This is a genomic window from Nonomuraea sp. NPDC051191 (assembly GCF_044455665.1).
Taxonomy (GTDB): domain Bacteria; phylum Actinomycetota; class Actinomycetes; order Streptosporangiales; family Streptosporangiaceae; genus Nonomuraea.
Genome location: NZ_JBITEZ010000007.1, coordinates 399,299 through 416,571, shown reverse-complemented (window position 1 = coordinate 416,571; position 17,273 = coordinate 399,299). Strand labels below are relative to the sequence as shown.

15 protein-coding genes are annotated in these 17,273 nt (G+C 70.5%); 8 read left to right on the top strand and 7 right to left on the bottom strand.

The window, feature by feature from the left end:
- Nucleotides 1-10: 10 nt before the first annotated feature.
- Entirely contained in the window at nucleotides 11-1,132 is a 1,122-nt protein-coding gene (locus ACIA8R_RS22840; protein WP_357695358.1) for a spermidine/putrescine ABC transporter substrate-binding protein, read from the bottom strand.
- Between the two features lie 624 nt (nucleotides 1,133-1,756).
- Between ACIA8R_RS22840 and ACIA8R_RS22835 the strand changes: the two genes are divergently transcribed.
- Both ACIA8R_RS22835 and ACIA8R_RS22830 read left to right on the top strand, forming a co-directional pair.
- Nucleotides 1,757-2,848 carry a hypothetical protein gene (locus ACIA8R_RS22835; RefSeq protein ID WP_397040207.1) on the top strand — a complete coding sequence of 364 codons (1,092 nt, stop codon included), beginning with the start codon at nucleotides 1,757-1,759 and terminating at the stop codon, nucleotides 2,846-2,848.
- On the top strand, nucleotides 2,845-3,804 hold the full coding sequence (locus ACIA8R_RS22830; protein ID WP_397040205.1) for an SIS domain-containing protein: 960 nt from the start codon (nucleotides 2,845-2,847) through the stop codon (nucleotides 3,802-3,804). The genes ACIA8R_RS22835 and ACIA8R_RS22830 overlap by 4 nt, the downstream gene beginning before the upstream one ends.
- A 9-nt stretch (nucleotides 3,805-3,813) precedes the next feature.
- On the opposite strand, the gene ACIA8R_RS22825 is transcribed toward ACIA8R_RS22830, so the two are convergent.
- The 3 genes from ACIA8R_RS22825 to ACIA8R_RS22815 are packed head-to-tail and all read right to left on the bottom strand — an operon-like array spanning nucleotide 3,814 to nucleotide 7,325.
- Nucleotides 3,814-4,182, bottom strand: a complete 369-nt coding sequence (locus tag ACIA8R_RS22825; RefSeq protein ID WP_364101944.1) for a DUF742 domain-containing protein — start codon at nucleotides 4,180-4,182, stop codon at nucleotides 3,814-3,816.
- A gap of 12 nt (nucleotides 4,183-4,194) precedes the next feature.
- Complete coding sequence (locus ACIA8R_RS22820; RefSeq protein WP_352321436.1) at nucleotides 4,195-4,617, bottom strand: roadblock/LC7 domain-containing protein; 423 nt, start codon at nucleotides 4,615-4,617, stop codon at nucleotides 4,195-4,197.
- Nucleotides 4,617-7,325 (bottom strand): nitrate- and nitrite sensing domain-containing protein, encoded by a 2,709-nt coding sequence (locus ACIA8R_RS22815; RefSeq protein WP_397040202.1) that lies wholly within the window; start codon nucleotides 7,323-7,325, stop codon nucleotides 4,617-4,619. The genes ACIA8R_RS22820 and ACIA8R_RS22815 overlap by 1 nt, the downstream gene beginning before the upstream one ends.
- Before the next feature lie 417 nt (nucleotides 7,326-7,742).
- On the opposite strand from ACIA8R_RS22815, the gene ACIA8R_RS22810 reads away from it, so the two are divergent.
- The 5 genes from ACIA8R_RS22810 to betA all read left to right on the top strand — a co-directional run bounded on the left by ACIA8R_RS22810 (nucleotide 7,743) and on the right by betA (nucleotide 14,227).
- The gene (locus tag ACIA8R_RS22810; RefSeq protein ID WP_357695348.1) at nucleotides 7,743-8,723 is read left to right on the top strand and encodes a betaine/proline/choline family ABC transporter ATP-binding protein; all 981 of its coding nucleotides are present in this window, start codon (nucleotides 7,743-7,745) and stop codon (nucleotides 8,721-8,723) included.
- A complete protein-coding gene (locus tag ACIA8R_RS22805) occupies nucleotides 8,720-10,633 on the top strand; it encodes an ABC transporter permease (RefSeq protein WP_397040200.1) in 1,914 nt (637 codons plus the stop codon). Before ACIA8R_RS22810 ends, ACIA8R_RS22805 begins: the two co-directional genes overlap by 4 nt.
- A complete protein-coding gene (locus ACIA8R_RS22800; RefSeq protein ID WP_364101932.1) occupies nucleotides 10,630-11,607 on the top strand; it encodes an ABC transporter substrate-binding protein in 978 nt (325 codons plus the stop codon). The genes ACIA8R_RS22805 and ACIA8R_RS22800 overlap by 4 nt, the downstream gene beginning before the upstream one ends.
- A 62-nt stretch (nucleotides 11,608-11,669) precedes the next feature.
- Complete coding sequence (locus ACIA8R_RS22795) at nucleotides 11,670-12,605, top strand: ABC transporter substrate-binding protein (RefSeq protein WP_364101929.1); 936 nt, start codon at nucleotides 11,670-11,672, stop codon at nucleotides 12,603-12,605.
- Entirely contained in the window at nucleotides 12,581-14,227 is a 1,647-nt protein-coding gene (gene betA / locus ACIA8R_RS22790) for a choline dehydrogenase (RefSeq protein ID WP_397040198.1), read from the top strand. The genes ACIA8R_RS22795 and betA overlap by 25 nt, the downstream gene beginning before the upstream one ends.
- A 7-nt stretch (nucleotides 14,228-14,234) precedes the next feature.
- Here the strand turns inward: betA and ACIA8R_RS22785 are convergent, their stop codons facing one another.
- Together ACIA8R_RS22785 and ACIA8R_RS22780 are read right to left on the bottom strand one after the other, a co-directional pair.
- Nucleotides 14,235-15,023, bottom strand: coding sequence for an ABC transporter permease (locus tag ACIA8R_RS22785; RefSeq protein WP_397040197.1), 789 nt, complete (start codon nucleotides 15,021-15,023; stop codon nucleotides 14,235-14,237).
- Nucleotides 15,020-15,958 (bottom strand): ATP-binding cassette domain-containing protein, encoded by a 939-nt coding sequence (locus ACIA8R_RS22780; RefSeq protein ID WP_357695337.1) that lies wholly within the window; start codon nucleotides 15,956-15,958, stop codon nucleotides 15,020-15,022. Before ACIA8R_RS22780 ends, ACIA8R_RS22785 begins: the two co-directional genes overlap by 4 nt.
- Before the next feature lie 80 nt (nucleotides 15,959-16,038).
- On the opposite strand from ACIA8R_RS22780, the gene ACIA8R_RS22775 reads away from it, so the two are divergent.
- Nucleotides 16,039-16,806, top strand: a complete 768-nt coding sequence (locus ACIA8R_RS22775) for a TetR/AcrR family transcriptional regulator (protein WP_397040195.1) — start codon at nucleotides 16,039-16,041, stop codon at nucleotides 16,804-16,806.
- Here ACIA8R_RS22775 and ACIA8R_RS22770 read toward each other — a convergent pair.
- Nucleotides 16,795-17,247 carry a MarR family winged helix-turn-helix transcriptional regulator gene (locus ACIA8R_RS22770; protein WP_357695333.1) on the bottom strand — a complete coding sequence of 151 codons (453 nt, stop codon included), beginning with the start codon at nucleotides 17,245-17,247 and terminating at the stop codon, nucleotides 16,795-16,797. The two genes, ACIA8R_RS22775 and ACIA8R_RS22770, sit on opposite strands and share 12 nt — an antisense overlap.
- Nucleotides 17,248-17,273 lie beyond the last annotated feature (26 nt).

Here is a 17,273-nt window from a genome sequence, read left to right as displayed (position 1 = left end):
GCACCAACGACTATCCGGCCGTGACTTCCTGCGACAGGCGGCTGAACTTGGTCGACGCCTGCCCCAGGTCGATGATCGACTCACCGTTGAGCAGCTCCGCCGGCTTGATGTCCAGCAGCGAGCCCTTGGCGATGGTCACCTTGTCCATGGCGGCCTTGTTGGGGACCTTGTAGTTGATGTTCTCGGCCGCCCAGCGGTGGATCTCCGGGTCGAGGATCATGTTGATGAAGGCGTGGGCCGCCTCCTTGTTCTTGGAGGACTTCATGATCACCATGGTGTCCACCCAGAGGTCGCTGCCCTCCTTCGGCACCACGAACTTGATGTTCTGCTTCTCGTCCGTGGTGGGGCACCAGCCGTCCCACGCCTCGACCATGATCGCCTCGCCGGACTTCAGCTTGTCGCCGAAGGTGGTGTCGTCGTAGGAGAGCAGGTGCGGCTTCTGCGAGACCAGGAGCTCCTTGGCCTTGGCGATCTCCTCGTCCTTCTCGGTGTTGACCGAATAGCCGAGCGACTTGAGCGCGGGCAGGACCAGCCAGCGCTCGGTGGTCATCATGGTGACCTTCTTCTCGGCCCAGGACGCGGGCTTGAGGATGTCGTTCCAGCTCGTCGGCGGCGTCTTCACCAGGTCGCTGCGGTAGCAGATGCCGGTGGTGCCCCAGGTGTAGGGCACCGAGTACTTGTTGCCCTTGTCGTAGGAGAGCTGGGTGGCCTCGGGGTAGAGATTGGCCAGGTTGGGGATCAGCTCGGCGTGGATGGGCTCCAGCAGGCCCTGGGCGTTGAGCGCCTGGGCGTACTGACCGGACACGAACGCGACGTCGATGCCGCTGTCGCCGGAGGCGGTCAGCTTGGCCATCGCCAGCTCGTTGGTGTCGTGGTTGGTGATCGCCATCTCTTTGACCTTGAGCTGCTGCTTGACCTTCTCGGGCAGCTCCTCGGGCGTGTAACCCGGCCAGACCGTCACCTTGAGCGACTGCTTGGTCAGGTCGGCGTTGGGCTGGAGCTGCTCTGCCTTGGCCGCGGTCGTGCCGTCTGAGCTGGTCGACGACTCACCGCCGCACGCCGCGACGGCTAGCGCGAGGCCGGCCACCGCCACGGCGGCCGGAAGACGACGGGTGAACCGGTTACGGGACACGGCCGCTACTCCTTCTGGTGCTGAGGATTGAGGGGTCGCGCGACCTTACTGGACACGGCAGACCAGAGCAGGAGTGTTGCAGCAGAAATCAACATGAGCAAGACTTTTCCCGACATTGCTACCAGGAAGTTTGATCAGAGTGTTGAATCTGGATTCAATAACGGAGTCGCCTCATCCCGGTCCGTGAGGGGCCTCTCACCTCGCGTACGGACCGCCTTTGGGCCGCGCTCTTCGCGCCATCTCTCCCAGCCGTAATCTAGCGGTTCGGGAGCGTGCGGTACCTGGCGGGGGCTCAAGAATCGGGCGAAGGATCAGGATCCGCCCAGGGCGGGATGAGGGGCGTCGCCGGGCCGGGCCGGTCCGATCGACTTCGCCGCCACGGTCCCCGTCGGACCGGTCGGGACGAGCCGTCCGCCCGCAGGCGCCCCCCTCCGGAAATCCGGAGTGACCACCTCGATCAGGACAGTACCCTCCTGCCTGGCGAGGCGGCATTTGCGCTAATGCGATGACCCGCTCCGATTACCGGCGGCCGGACCAAGTTGCAGCCGATATCAACATGAGCGAGACTTCCTACCCACACGTCGATCGGGAACCATGGGCAATCTGTTGAACTGGGATTCAATTGTGCGTCGGCTCGCTGCCCTCGCGGAGGAGCCCGTCTCCGACCGGGACCACGGCCTGTCCACGAGCCTCCTGCGCGCGCTGGCGCACGACCCGCCGTCCCCGTTCGCCGTCCGCCGGTTCCATGACCTTCCCGTCCTCGCGGCGACGGCCGCCGAGCGCGGTTTCGGGGCGCACGTCGACCAGACCAACCACTCGGTCGTGGTGGACGAGCGGGTGGTCGTGAAGTGGCTGACCCCGCCGGTCCCGCTCCCCCACCCGACGCCCGAGATCTTCGCCCATCTCGTCGAGGTCGGCTTCGCCGGCACCGCGCCTCCCTACCTGGCCCTGACCCGCGCGTCGGACGCCGGCGAGGAGCTGCTGGCGCTGGTGACGGGCTACCTGCCCGAGGCGCGCGACGGCTGGGAGTGGTGCGTGGACGAGGCCGAGTCGGGCGGCACGGAGTTCGCCGGCGAGCTCGGCCGCCTGGCCGCCGACCTGCACGTGGCGCTGGCCACCCTGCCCGGCGGCTCGTCCGGGCGGCAGGCGGACCCGGCGGCGCGCGCCGCGGACGCGCTGGCCGAGGCCCTGGCCCTCACCGACGGCGCCGACGGCGAGTGGCTGGCCGCGCGGGCCGCCGATCTGGCCCGCGAGCTGGAGCCGCTGCGGGCGGGCATCACGGGCCCGTCGATCAGGATCCACGGCGACCTGCACGTGGGCCAGATCCTGCGGTGGCGCGAGGGGTACGCCGTGATCGACTTCGACGGCAACCCCACCGTGGCCGACACCGCCGCCCGTCAGCCGGCCGCCAGGGACGTCGCCCAGCTCACCACCAGCCTGGAGCACGTGGCCCAGGTCGCGATCGTCCGCCGGGGCACCCCGTCCGCCCACGCCGCGGCCTGGGCGGCGAAGGCCCGCGCCGGCCTGCTGGCCGCCTACCGCCGCCGCCTGTCCGACAAGGGCCGGCCCGACCTCCTGGACGAGACGCTGCTGCGCCCGTTCGAGGTCGAGCAGGAGTGCCGCGAGCTGATCTACGCCGCCCGCCACCTGCCCCGCTGGCGCTACGCCCCCATGGGCGTGCTGCGCACCTGGTACCCCGAGGAGAACCTGCCGTGAATTCCGAGCTCTACCTGGCCGACCTGGAAGCCAAGCCCGCCGCCCTGGCCGCCCTCGCCGACGGGCTGCGCACGGCCGACCCCTTCGCCGGGCTGCCGGAAGGGGTGCGCCGGGTGCTGTTCCTCGGCATGGGCAGCTCCCGGTACGCCGCCGGGGTGGCGGCCCTGCGCCTGCGCGCGGCCGGCGTGGACGCCTACGCCGACTACGCCTCGGCCGCGGCGACCTACCCGGCCGGTCCCGGCACGCTGGTCGTGCCGATCTCGGCCACCGGCGGCAGCCGCGAGACCCTCGACGCGCTCGCCCGCTACGCCGGGGGCCCGTCGTACGTGGCCGCGATCACCAACGTGCCCGGCTCGCCCGTCACCGAGGCGGCCGACCTGGTGGTCCCCATGAGCGCGGGCGAGGAGCGCGGCGGCGTGGCCTGCCGGACGTTCCAGCACACGCTGGCCCTGCTGCTGGCGCTCGAAGCCCGCCTCACCGGAGCCGGACGCGACCTGCCCGCACTGCTCGACCGGGCCGCGGAGGCCACCGGCGACCTGCTGGACCGCCGCGACGACTGGCTCCCGCCGACCCTGGAGCTGCTCGACGGCCCCGACGGCGTCTACACGATCGCCCCGGCCGAGCGGCTGTCGTCGGCCGAGCAGTCGGCGCTGATGCTCCGCGAGGGCCCGCGCCGCGCGGCCGACGCCTGCGAGGCGGGCGACTGGTCGCACGTGGACGTCTACCTCACCAAGACCCTCGACTACCGGGCGCTGCTCTTCCCCGGCTCCCGCTACGACGGGCAGGCCATGGACTGGGTGCGCGAGCGCGGCTCCACGGTGATCTCCGTGGGCGGCGAGGTGAAGGAGGCCGCGGCGGCGATCCGCTACGCGCACGACGACGACCCCGACGTGGCGCTGCTCACCGAGACGCTGGTGGCCGAACTGGTGGCCGCGCACTGGTGGAACGCCCAGTAGGCACGGGCGTCAGAGGCGGCGGAGCCCGCTCAGGACCCTTTCGAGCAGCCTCCTGTCCGGCAGGCCGGCCTCAAGCTGCGGCTGGTAGATCTTGACCAGCCCGTCGGCCTCCATGTCGGCGACCAGCACCCGCGCGACGCCGAGCGGGACGGCCAGCAGCGCGGAGATCTCGGCCACCGAGCGCACCTGGCGGCACAGCTCGCTGATGGCGCGAAACTCGCGGGTGTAGGTCATGCCGAGCCGCGCGGAGGTCGCCGACGAGACCAGCGCCTCCATGGCCAAGCCGGTGCGTGGCGCCGTCCTGCCGCCGGTGACGGCGTACATGCGCACCAGCGAGCTGCGCTCGGGCTCCGGCTCACGGTCATGCCACGATGCCAACGTCCACTCCCATCACCAGGGGCGCGCGGATGACAACTCCGCCCGTACGGCAGGGGTCAGCACCTGCCCCGTGCGTTCCACCAGAATCGTCATCTGGTACGCCACCAGGCCCATGTCACAGTCGGGCGCGGCCAGTACCGCCAGGCACGAGCCGTCGCTGATGGACATCACCAGCAACAGCCCGCGTTCCATCTCCACCAGGGTCTGGGTGACGCCGCCGCCCTCGAAGACCCGCGCCGACCCCTGCGTGAGGCTGACCAATCCGGCCGCGATGGCGGCGAGCTGGTCGGCCCGGTCCTTGGGGAAGCCGCGGGAGAAGGCCATCGGCAGCCCGTCGGCGGAGACGACCACGGCGTGGGCCACGCCGGGCACCTCCTCGACGAACGCGCTCACCAGCCAGTTGATGTCCCTGGCCCCCTGGCTCAGCTCCTTCATCAGTCCTCCTCTAGCTCGGCGCGGCCCTTGCGCACGCCCTGCTGGTAGCTGGCCAGCCTGTTGCGCAGCCGGTCAGGGGACAGCGGAGGAACTGGTGCGGGCGGCGGCTGGGGGACAGCGGTGCCCGGCACCAGATTCGCTCGCGGCGTGCGCCTGGGCAAGCCGGAGTTCGTGGTGCCGCTCCTGGCGGGCTCGGCGGTCGTGTTCGCCGCCTGCCAGCCCTGGTCGGCGGGCGATGACCAGGACGGGTCCCGCCGGTCGGCGGTCGGCGCGGCCTTGCTGAACCAGCTGCTCTCCTCGACCGAGGCGAAGATCGGCAGGAACTCGTTCGTGGCCGCCGGCTCGGCCGGTTCGGGGCCCGTGGCGAACGACGGGTACGACGTGCCCTGCGCGTCCGGCTGCGGCAGCTCGACCGAGTGCGACGCGGTCGAGGTGAACCACGACGACTCCGACGCCGCCCCGGACGGGGACGGCGACGACTCGGCCGGCGACGCGGGCGGGAACGGCATGGCGTCGAACGACGGGTGCCCGTAGGCGGGCATCGGGGCCGTGGGCGGCGCATACGGCTCGGGACTCTGGAAGGGCTCCGCGCTGTGGAAGGGCTCGGCGCTCTGGAAGGGCTCGGCGTTGTGGAAGGGCTCGGCCCGTCCGCGCTCCGGCCGTCCCGCGCCCGTCATGGCGGCCTGGACGCCGCCGGCCATCGAGCCGTGCGCCGCCATCGAGCCGTGCAGGGGCCCGGCCGTCGCGCCCGGGACGGCGGTGAGCAGCATCTCCGGGATCAGCACCATCGCGGTCAGGCCGCCGATGTCCTGGCGGCGGAGCTGCACCTTGATGCTGTGCCGCAGCGCGAGCCGCCCGACCACGAACAGGCCCATCCGCCGCGACACGGACACGTCCACCACCGGCGGGTTGGCCAGCCGCCAGTTGGCCTCGGCCAGCTCCTCGGGGGTCATGCCGATGCCGTTGTCGGTCACCGAGACCATCAGCCCGCCGCCATCGATGCGGCTGCTGGAGATGATCACCTTGGTGTCCCTGGAGGAGAAGGAGACCGAGTTCTCGACCAGCTCGGCCAGCAGGTGCACCACGTCGGTGACGGCCTGCCCGGCGATGGCGACGTCCGACTGCACCTGGACGCTGACCCGGTCGTAGCTCTCGACCTCGCCGAGCGCCGCGCGCACGATGTCCATGAGCTCGACCGGCTCGCTCCACTTGCGCGCGGCCTCCTGGCCGGCCAGGACCAGCAGGTTCTCACTGTTGCGGCGCATGCGGGTGGCCAGGTGGTCGAGCTTGAACAGGTCGCCCAGGCGCTCGTCGTCGCGCTCGCCGCGCTCCAGGCGCTCGATCAGGGTGAGCTGCCGTTCGACCAGGGTCTGGCTGCGCCGCGACAGGTTGACGAACATGGCGTTGACGTTGGAGCGCAGCCGCGCCTCGTCGCCCGCCAGCCGCACGGCCTCGCGGTGCACCTCGTCGAAGGCGCGGGCGACCTCGCCCACCTCGTCCTTGGAGAAGATGCCGATGGGCGGCACCTCGGCGTTGACCGCGCCGTCGCGCGACTCGCGCAGATGCTGGACGAAGTCCGGCAGCCGGTGCCCGGCGATCTCCAGCGCCTCGCCGCGCAGCCTGCGCAGCGGCCGGACCAGCGACCTGGCCACGCCGGTGGTGATCAGCAGGACGGCGACGAGCAACGCGAGCACCGCGCCCGCGATGACCAGCGCCCGCTGCTGCTCCTCGCCGCTGAGCGTACGGCTGCGCGCCACGATCCCGGCGGCCTGACGCTGCTCGACCGTGCGCATGGAGTCCACGACGACGTTGGAGGCGTCGAACCACTCCTTCGCGTCGTCGCGCTTGGCCAGGTCCAGCCCGCGCAGCGGCAGCGAGGCCGACGCCCTGATGAGCACGAGCTCGCGCAGGAACAGCATGCGGTCGGCGCTGCGGCCGTTCACGGTCTCGTCGAAGAAGCGGCGCTCGTCGGCGGTGGCCTCTGCGGCGAAGCCCTGGCGCTCGGCGTTCTCGCTGGACAGTTCGCCGAGGAAGCGCTTGAGCTGGTCCTGGCCGAAGGCGCCCTCGACGAGGACGGTGGTCAGCAGCGCCTGCTGGTAGGAGACGCTCTCCTTCGCCCGGGCCAGGCCGTCCAGCATGCGGGTCTGGCGGAACAGCTCGTCGTCGGAGCTGCCCTTGATGAGTTCGGTGTGGATGGAGAGCAGCTCGTTGATCACCGTCGTGTAGAGGTCGACGGCGGGGCCGGGGAGCAGGTTGGCGTCCAGGGCCTGCTGACGCAGCGAGGTCAGGTCGTCCAGGCGGCTGAGCATGTTCTCGATCTGGTCGGCGGTACGGCCCTCGACGTCGGCGAGGATCTGCTGGGCGGTGCCGCGTACCTCTTTGATGGCGACGTCCACCTGGTCCATCTGGGACTGGACGGCGCCGATCCCGACGACGGGCCGGTTCCTGGCGATGTACCAGGCGGTCTTGGCCCGCTCGCCGGCGAGCTGGTGGGTCAGGTCGCCCACCTGCTCCGAGAGCATGGCTAATCGGTTCGTCCGGTCGTAGTCGGCGGCGGCGCCCGTCGAGGACAGCACCTGGACGCCGCCCAGCAGCACGGCGGCGGCCGTCGGCACCAGGATGAGGGCGACCAGGCGCGCACGTACGCGCCAATTGCGCAGGCGCCAGTTGCCTTCGGCGGCCTGCCTCTCGCCCAGCTGTGTTGTCACCGAACGCACCTCGCCCGAATCGGCGTATTTGTCAGGGCTGTGCCCCTTGAGAGAAATCAGCAAGTGCGGGTAATTGGAACACATCCTAAGCGGGCGTGGCCACCCGCACATATCGGGACGCAATTCAACTTCTGTGTCCAGTGAGACGAGAAGCTGGAGCCCCATCTCGCTCTCCGTCCGGCCAGAAATAACCCGCCATCTGTTTATATGTCCACATATGGGCGATTAGCGCGTTCCAAGCACATAACACCGGAGGAGCGGCCAGGTCTCTCACGGGTCACAGCGTTGAGATTTGCGTTATTCACCGCATATGTTGAGCCCCCGGCAATCGAGGAGGCGAGGGTGCGGGATTCTCCCGACAGCGCGGCTATCAGCGTCGACGGGCTTTGGAAGATCTTCGGATCCAGGGCGCAAAAGGTGCTGGACAGCGAGGACAGACACCTCGACCCCGCCGCGATGCGAGAGAGGACCGGCTGCACCGCCGCCGTCCGCGACGTGAGCTTCGAGGTGCGCCCCGGCGAGGTCTTCGTCGTCATGGGCCTGTCGGGAAGCGGCAAGTCCACCCTCGTACGCTGCCTGACCCGGCTCGTCGAGCCCAGCGCCGGCGAGATCAGGATCGGCGGCGAGGACGTCGGCCGCGCCTCCCCCGCCCGGCTGCGCGAGCTGCGCCGCCACCAGGTGAGCATGGTCTTCCAGCATTTCGGGCTGTTGCCGCACCGTAAGGTCGTTGACAACGTTGCCTATGGTCTGGAGATCCAGGGCACCGCCAAGGCGGCCAGGCACGCGCGGGCCGCCGAGATCCTCTCCCTCGTGGGCCTCGACGGCCACGCCGACGCCTATCCCGACCAGCTCTCCGGCGGCATGCAGCAACGTGTCGGCCTGGCCCGCGCGCTGGCCGTCGATCCCCAGGTGATGCTGTTCGACGAGCCGTTCAGCGCGCTCGACCCGCTGATCCGGCGCGACATGCAGGCCGAGGTGATCCGGCTGCACCGCGAGGTCGGCAAGACGATGGTGTTCATCACCCACGACCTGTCCGAGGCGCTCAAGCTGGGCGAGCGGATCGCCATCATGCGCGACGGCTCGATCGTGCAGCTCGGCACGGCCGAGGAGCTGGTGGGCGCGCCGGCCGACGACTACGTGGCCGACTTCGTCCGGGACGTGCCGCGCAGCCACGTGCTGACGCTGCGCTGGATCCGCCGCGATCCCGAGCCCGGCGAGCCGCTGGACGGCCCGCAGCTCCCCGTCACCACCCTGATCAAGGACGCCATCGCCGCGGCCTCGGCCTCCTCCCGCCCGATCCGGGTGATGGACGGCGACGAGCTGGCCGGCGTCGTGGACCGCGTGGACCTGCTGTCCTTCCTGGCCGGCGAGGACGCGGCGGTTAGGGCAGGCGCGTGAGCACCACCGCGGTCAGCGCCCCCGGCAGGCTCAGGATCCCGAGGTGGGCCGGTCCGGCCGGGGTCGCGGTGCTGTTCGCCGTGGCGTACCTGCTCTTCCGGGACACCGGCACGCTGCCGCACGACAAGGAGGCGCCGCAGTTCCTGGCGGTCACCGACCTGCGCGAGTGGATCGACGACCACCGGAACGAGAGCCCGCTCTTCCTGTACTTCCTCAACTACATCCGGCTGTTCGTCGACGGCGTCTACACCTTCTTCCAGACCGTCCTCACGGCCCTGAACTGGCCGGGGCTGATCGGCGTCCTGGGCGCGCTCGGCTGGCTCGCCGGTGGCCGGCGCGTCGCGCTGCTCGCGGCGGCGGGCGTGGGCGCGTTCGGGGTGCTCGGGCTGTGGCAGTCGAGCGTGGACACGCTGGCGCTGGTGGCGGCCTCGGTGCTGTTGTCGCTGGCGGTCGGCGTGCCGCTCGGCGTGTGGGCGGGGTTGTCGGCGCGGGTGCGCCGGGTGCTGACGCCGGTGCTCGACGTCATGCAGATCATGCCGACGTTCGCCTACCTGGCGCCGCTCGTGCTGTTCTTCCACATCGGCGCGCCGGCCGGGGCGATCGCGACGATGATCTACTCGATCCCGCCCGCGATCCGCATCACGGCGCTGGCCGTCGAGGGGGTCTCCGCCACGGCGGTCGAGGCGTCGGCGTCGCTGGGCGCCACCCGCCGGCAGACCCTGTTCAAGGTGCAACTTCCGCTGGCCCGCTCGACGATGGCGCTGGCGGTGAACCAGACCATCATGATGGCGCTGTCCATGGTGGTGATCGCGAACCTGATCTCGGCCCCCGGCCTGGGCGGCGACATCATCCGCGGCCTGTCGCGGGCCCAGGTCGGCATCATGCTCCCGGCCGGCCTGGCGATCGTGGTCATGGCCGTGGTGCTCGACCGCATGCTCATGTCGGTGGCCCGCCGCCAGGCGCACGCGAGGGCCGGCCGGCTCGACCTGGTGGTCGCGGCGGCGCTGGCCGGCGTGGGGGTGGTGGCCGGGTTCGCGCTGCCGGCGGGCTGGCCGGACGGCCTGACCGTCACCTTCGCCGGCGCGGTGAACGACGCCGTGCGCTGGGCCGAGACGACCTGGTACCCGGTCACGACGTTCGTCAAGGATCTGACCTCGGCCGTCCTGCTCAACCCGCTGGAAGGCCTGCTCATCTCGGCACCGTGGTGGCTGATCGCCCTCGCGGTGCTGGCGCTGGCCTGGCGGGTGAGCGGGTTGCGTCCGGCGCTGACCGCGCTCGGCTGCCTGCTGGCGATCGCGCTGCTCGGCGTGTGGGAGCACGCCATGCAGACGATGACCACGGTCGCGGTGGCGGTGTTCGTCACCCTGGTCGTCGGCCTGCTGCTGGGCGTGGCCGCGGCCCGCTCGCCGCGTTACTCGGCGATCCAGCGCCCGCTGCTGGACGCCGCCCAGACCATGCCCGCGTTCGTCTACCTGCTGCCGGCGCTGGCCCTGTTCGAGACGACCCGGTTCACCGCGATCTTCGCCTCGGTGATCTACGCGGTGCCGCCCGTGGTGCGCCTGGTCGAGGACGGCATCAGAGGGGTGCCCGCCACGGTCGTCGAGGCGGCCGCGTCGGCGGGCTCGACCCCTGGCCAGCTCTTGTGGAAGGTGCAGCTCCCGATGGCGCGACGGGCCATCCTGCTCGCGGCCAACCAGGGCATCGTGATGACGCTGGCCATGGTCGTCGTCGGCGGCCTGGTCGGGGCGGGCGCGCTCGGCTACGACGTGGTCGTCGGCTTCTCCCAGCGCACGGATTTCGGCATGGGCTTCGTGGCGGGCATCGCGACCGTCCTGCTCGGAGTCATGCTCGACCGCATCACGCAGGGCGCCGACAGGCGCCCTTCCCCCCGAAAGAGGAAGCGCACATGAAGATTCGCCTGCTCGCAGGCCTGCTCGTTGTCGGCCTCACCGCCGTGGGTTGCGGCGGTGGCGCCAAGGTGGAGACCTCCCCCAGCTCCGCCGCCCCGTCGACCGGCGCCACCTCCGGCGCGGCGACGACGGGCACCGTCAAGATCGCGATCAACCCGTGGGTCGGGTACGAGGCCAGCGCGAACGTCGTCGCCTACCTGCTGAAGAACGAGCTCAAGTACGACGTGGAGCTGCCCGAGATCAAGGAGCAGGTCGCCTGGGAGGGCTTCGAGACGGGCGACGTCGACGTCATCATCGAGAACTGGGGTCACCCGGACCTGAAGAAGAAGTTCATCGACGAGAAGAAGGTCGCGCTCTCGGCGGGCTCCACCGGCAACAAGGGCGTCATCGGCTGGTACGTGCCCAAGTGGATGGCCGACAAGTACCCGGACATCACCGACTCCAAGAACCTGAACAAGTACGCCGACCTGTTCAAGACGTCGGAGTCCGGTGGCAAGGGCCAGCTCCTCGACGGCGACCCCAGCTACGTCACCAACGACGAGGCCCTGGTCAAGAACCTCAAGCTGAACTACAAGGTGGTGACCGGCGGCAGCGAGGCGGCCCTGCTCAAGGCGGCCGAGCAGGCGCAGGCGCAGAAGAAGGCGCTGCTGTTCTACTTCTGGACGCCCCACTGGCTGTTCGACAAGGTCGAGCTGACCCGGGTGAACCTGCCCCCGTACACCGAGGGCTGTGACGCCGACGCCAAGAAGGTCGCCTGCGACTACGCCGAGCTGGACCTCGACAAGATCGTCAGCAAGAAGTTCGCCGACACCGGCGGCAAGGCGTACGAGCTGGTCAAGAACTTCAGCTGGACCAACGAGGACCAGAACGCGGTCGCCAACGACATGACCAACAACGGCCTGACCGGCGAGCAGGCCGCCAAGAAGTGGGTCGAGGCGAACACCGCCAAGTGGCAGGGCTGGATCCCCAAGTGACCCCTCTTGACCGTGCCCCCTCCGGCCGCGCGCCGGAGGGGTCGCGGTCGCGGAGACCTCTCATGCGAACCAAGAAGCTGATCGGGCCGCTGCTCGCGGCCCTGCTCCTGACGTCCTGCTCCGGCGGCGCCCCCGAGACCGGGGCCGCGCCCAAGGGGACGGTCAACCTCGACGTCCACGCCTGGGTCGGGTACGAGGCCCAGGCCGCCGTCCTGGCCTACCTGCTCGAACACGAGCTGGGCTACAAGGTCAACACGCGCAAGATGAACGAGAGCGATTCCTGGCGCGATTTCGAATCCGGCAAGGTCGACGTGATCGTCGAGAACTGGGGACACAACGACCTGAAGAAGGAGTACATCGAGCAGAAGAAGGTGGCGCTGTCGGCCGGCCTCACCGGCAACAAAGGTGTGATCGGTTGGTACGTCCCCGAGTGGATGGCCAAGAAATATCCCGACATAACCGACTATCGGAACCTGAACAAGTACGCCCCCCTATTCCGGACCTCCAAAACCGGAAATTTGGGTCAGGTGCTCGACGGGGATCCGGCATTCGTCACCAACGACGAGGCTCTCATCAAGAACCTCAACCTCGATTACAAGGTCGTCTACTCCGGCAGCGAGGACGCCCTGATCAAGGCCGCGCAGTCCGCGACGAAGAATCGCACGCCCCTGCTCATGTATTTCTACGAGCCGCAATGGCTGTTCACCAGGGTCAAACTGGTCAAGGTCAACCTGCCCGCGTACGCGATCGGCTGCGACGACGTGCCCGCCAAGGTCGCCTGCGACTACCCGCCGTACCTGCTGGACAAGATCGTCAGCAGGCGGTTCGCCGAGCGCGGCGGGAAGGCGTACGAGCTGGTGCGCAACTTCACCTGGACCAACGACAACCAGAACGCCGTGGCGAGCGACATGCTCAACGGCAGGAAGTCCGCCGCGCAGGCCGCCCGGCAGTGGGTGGAGGAGAACAAGATCGTGTGGAAGGACTGGATCCCGCGTTGAGCTTCGACTTCGTCATCGTGGGCGGCGGCTCGGCCGGCTGCGCCCTGGCCAACCGGCTGAGCGCCGATCCGTCGGTGTCCGTGCTGGTGCTGGAGGCGGGCCGGCCGGACTACCTCTGGGACGTCTTCATCCACATGCCGGCCGCGCTGATGTTCCCCATCGGCAGCCGGTTCTACGACTGGAAGTACGAGTCCGAGCCCGAGCCGCACATGAACGGCCGGCGCATCTACCACGCCCGCGGCAAGGTCCTGGGCGGCTCCAGCAGCATCAACGGGATGATCTTCCAGCGCGGCAACCCGCTCGACTACGAGCGCTGGGCCGCCGATCCCGGCATGGAGAACTGGGACTACGCCCACTGCCTGCCCTACTTCAGGCGCATGGAGAACTGCCTGGCCGACCCCGGCTCGCCGTTCCGGGGCGACGACGGCCCGCTGAAGCTGGAGCGCGGCCCGGCCCGCGGCCCGCTGTTCGAGGCGTTCTTCGAGGCCGTCCAGCAGGCCGGTCACCCCCTCACTGACGACGTGAACGGCTACCGCCAGGAGGGGTTCGCCGCCTTCGACCGCAACGTCCACCGGGGCCGGCGGCTCAGCGCGGCCCGCGCCTACCTGCATCCGGTGCGCCGCCGTCCCAACCTCACGGTCAGGACGCGGGCCCACGTGGAGAAGGTGCTCTTCGAGGGCACGCGGGCGGTGGGCGTCCAGTGCGGCGGCGAGCGCATCGAGGCGCGCGAGGTCGTGCTGTGCGGGGGCGCGATCAACACCCCCCAGCTGCTCCAGCTCTCGGGGGTCGGCCCGAAGGCGCTCCTGGAGTCCGTGGGCGTCAAGGTGGTGCACGACCTGCCGGGCGTCGGCGAGAACCTCCAGGACCACCTGGAGGTCTACGTCCAGCACGCCTGCACCCGGCCGGTCTCGCAGCAGCCGTCGCTGGCCATGTGGCGGCGGCCGTTCATCGGCGCCGACTGGCTGTTCCTGCGGCGCGGCCCCGGCGCCACGAACCACTTCGAGGCGGGCGGGTTCATCCGCTCGAACGACGACGTGGCGTACCCGAACCTGATGTTCCACTTCCTGCCGATCGCCGTGCGCTACGACGGCTCGGCCCCGGCCGGCGGCCACGGCTACCAGGTGCACATCGGCCCGATGTACTCCGACGCCCGCGGCTCGGTGCGCATCCGGTCGGCCGACCCCCGCGACAAGCCGGCGCTCCGCTTCAACTACCTCTCGACCGAGCAGGACCGCCGCGAATGGGTGGAGGCCATCAGGCACGCCCGCGCCATCCTGTCCCAGCCCGCCTGGGCCGGCCTGGACGGCGGCGAGCTCTCCCCCGGCCCGGACGTCAGCACCGACGAGGAGATCCTGGCCTGGGTCGCCAAGGACGGCGAGACGGCCCTCCACCCGTCGTGCACCTGCAAGATGGGCGTGGACGACCTGGCCGTGCTGGACCCCGGCACCATGCGCGTGCACGGCCTCGACGGCCTGCGCGTCGTGGACGCCTCCGCCATGCCGTACGTCACCAACGGCAACATCTACGCCCCGGTCATGATGCTCGCCGAGAAGTCCGCCGACCTGATCCTCGGCAACACCCCCCTGCCTCCCGACCCCGTGGACTTCCACCGCCGCGCCTGAGCCGTCCTCACCGGTCCATGCGCTGGTACAGCCGTACCGACAGGACGAAGAAGACGACGGTGATCGCCGCCGGCCACAGCACGGCCATCGGCACGGCGTGCCGGGCCACCCACGAGTCGCCGCCCCAGCCCGGGTTGCCGAACAGCTCCCTGGCGGCGGCGACCGTGGAGGAGAGCGGGTTCCACTCCGAGATCGCGCCCAGCCAGCCGGGCATGGTGCCGGGCGCGACGAAGGCGTTGGACAGGAACCCGATCGGGAACTCCAGCGTCTGGATCGCGACCACCGCGCCCGGCTCCCGGGTGAGCAGGCCCAGGTACATGCCCGCCCACAACAGGGAGAAGCGCAGGAGCAGCAGCAGGCCGACCGCGCCGAGCGCTCCCCCGGCACTCGCCGGTCGCCAGCCCACCGCCAGGCCGCAGAGCAGCAGCCCGCCCAGGATCAGGACCGAGTTGAGCAGGTCGGCGACGGCCCGGCCGATCAGCACGGCCGACGGCGCCATGGGCATCGACCGGAAGCGGTCGGTGACGCCCTTGGCGACGTCCGCGGACACGGCCATCATGGTGGAGCTCAGGCCGAAGAGCATCGTCATGCCGTACATGCCGGGCATGAGGAAGGCGAAGTAGTCCGCGCCCGCGGGCACCTCGACCGCGCCGCCGAACAGGTAGCCGAACGCCAGGGTGATCACCACGGGGAAGAGCACCCCGAAGACCACCGTCATGGGCTGGTTGGCCCAGTGGATCAGGTCGCGGCGGGCGACGGTCCAGCCGTCGGCCAGCGCCCATCTGAGTGCGGTCATCGGTCGCCTCCGGTGGTCGTCAGGTTCAGGAAGACCTCGTCGAGGGTCGGCCGGCGCAGCGCGACGTCCTCGGCCTCGATGCCGGCCGCCGCCAGCGCGGGCAGGACCCGGGTGAGCGCGCTCACGCGGTCGGCCACCGGGGCGCTGACGTGCCGGGTGTCCCGGTCGAGCTCGGCGGCGCCCGAGGCCGTCGCCGAGAGGATCGCCGCCGCCTCGTCGAGCCGCGCCGGGTCGTTGATCACCACGTCGAGCCGATCGCCGCCGAGCTTGGACTTCAGCGCCTCAGGAGTGCCCTCCGCCACCACCCGGCCGGAGTCGATCACCGCGACGCGGTCGGCGAGCTGGTCGGCCTCCTCCAGGTACTGGGTGGTCAGCAGCACGGTCGTGCCGCCCGCGACCAGCTCGCGCACCGCGCTCCAGATCCCGGCGCGGCTACGCGGGTCGAGGCCCGTGGTGGGCTCGTCGAGGAAGAGCACGGGCGGCGCCAGGATCATGCTCGCGGCCAGGTCGAGGCGGCGGCGCAGGCCGCCGGACAGCTCCTTGGCCGGGCCGTCGTGCTCGGCCAGGCCGAAGCGTTCCAGCAGCTCGGCGGCCCTGGCGCGGGCGGCGGACGCGCTCAGGTGGTAGAGGCGGCCGAACAGCTCCAGGTTCTGGCGGGCGGTCAGGATCTCGTCCACGGCCGTCTGCTGGCCGACCAGGCCGATGGCGGCGCGGACCCGGCGGGGCTCGGCCGTCACGTCGAACCCGGCCACCTGGGCCCGGCCGTCCGACGGGCGCAGGAGCGTGGTGAGGATGCGGACGGTCGTGGTCTTCCCCGCGCCGTTGGGCCCCAGCAGACCGTAGACCGTGCCCGCGGGCACGTCGAGGTCGATGCCGTCCAGCGCGGTCTTCGTGCCGTACGTCTTGCGCAGGCCCTGGGCGAGCACTGCGGACATGGCCACCTCCCGATTGAATCGTACGGCGTACCGTACAACATACGATCGAAGACGGCAACCGTACGGTGTACCGTACGAGGGTGACAGTTGAGTACCCGGGCAAGGGCGATCCGGCGCGCAGTCTGGCGTTGCTGTGGCGGACGAGCGAGCGGGCCAGCCGCAAGGGCAAACCGGAGCTGGGCGTCGGGCGCATCGTCCGCGCCGCCATCGACGTGGCCGACGCCGAAGGGCTGCAGGCGCTGTCCATGCGCCGGGTGGCGGAGAAGCTGGGCGTCGGCACGATGTCGCTCTACACGTACGTGCCGGGCAAGCCGGAGCTGCTCGACGTCATGCTCGACACCGTCTACGGCGAGACCGCCCGCCCCGAGGACGTGCCCGGCGGCTGGCGCGACCGGCTGGAGCTCATCGCCCGCGAGAACTTCGCCCTCTACCTGCGCCACCCGTGGCTGCTCCAGGTGGCATCGAGCCGCCCGGTCCTCGGCCCGAACGTCACCGCCAAGTACGACTACGAGCTGCGCGCCATCGACGGCATCGGCCTGACCGACCTGGAGATGGACTCGGTGATCACACTGGTCACCGGCTTCGTGCACGGCACGGCCAGGGGCGCGGTGGAGGCCGCCCAGGCCGAGAGCCTGACCGGCATGACGGACCAGCAGTGGTGGGCCGCGCACGCGCCCTTCCTCAGCCGGATCTCCGACCCCACCCTGTTCCCCACGGCCTCGCGCGTGGGCCAGGCGGCCGGGGAGGAGCTCCAGGCGCCCTACAGCCCCGAGCACGCCTTCGAGTTCGGCCTCCAGCGCGTGCTCGACGGCGTCGAGGTGCTGGTCAACAGCAGGTCATCGCCCTGACAGCGCCTGCTCGTAGGCCAGCAGGGTGCGCACGAACGTCTGCCGCTCCTGCGGCGTCAGCGGGTCGAGGGCGGCCCGCCAGGCCGTGGCGCCGTAGCCGAGCCATTCGGTGATCGCCTCCTGGTGGGCCGGGGCGATGCTGACGATCGTCCGGCGCCGGTCGGCGTCGTCCTCGCGGCGCTCCAGCACGCCCTTCCTGCTCAGCTCGCCCACCATCAGGCTCACGGTGGCCGGCGCCACCTCCAGCCGCCCGGCCAGCTCGTTGACCGTCGTCGGACCGTCGAACAGCAGGTAGGCCAGCAACGACAGGTGCCGGGGGGCCAGCGACAACGACCGCAGCGCCTCGGGCACCTTGAGCCGCTTGGCCCGGCCCACCATGCGCGGCATCAGGAGCAGCAGCGTCCTGATGCCTTCGTCCACGCTCAAGCCGTCGGTTGACATCGCCAATACCTTGCTGCCTAAATTAG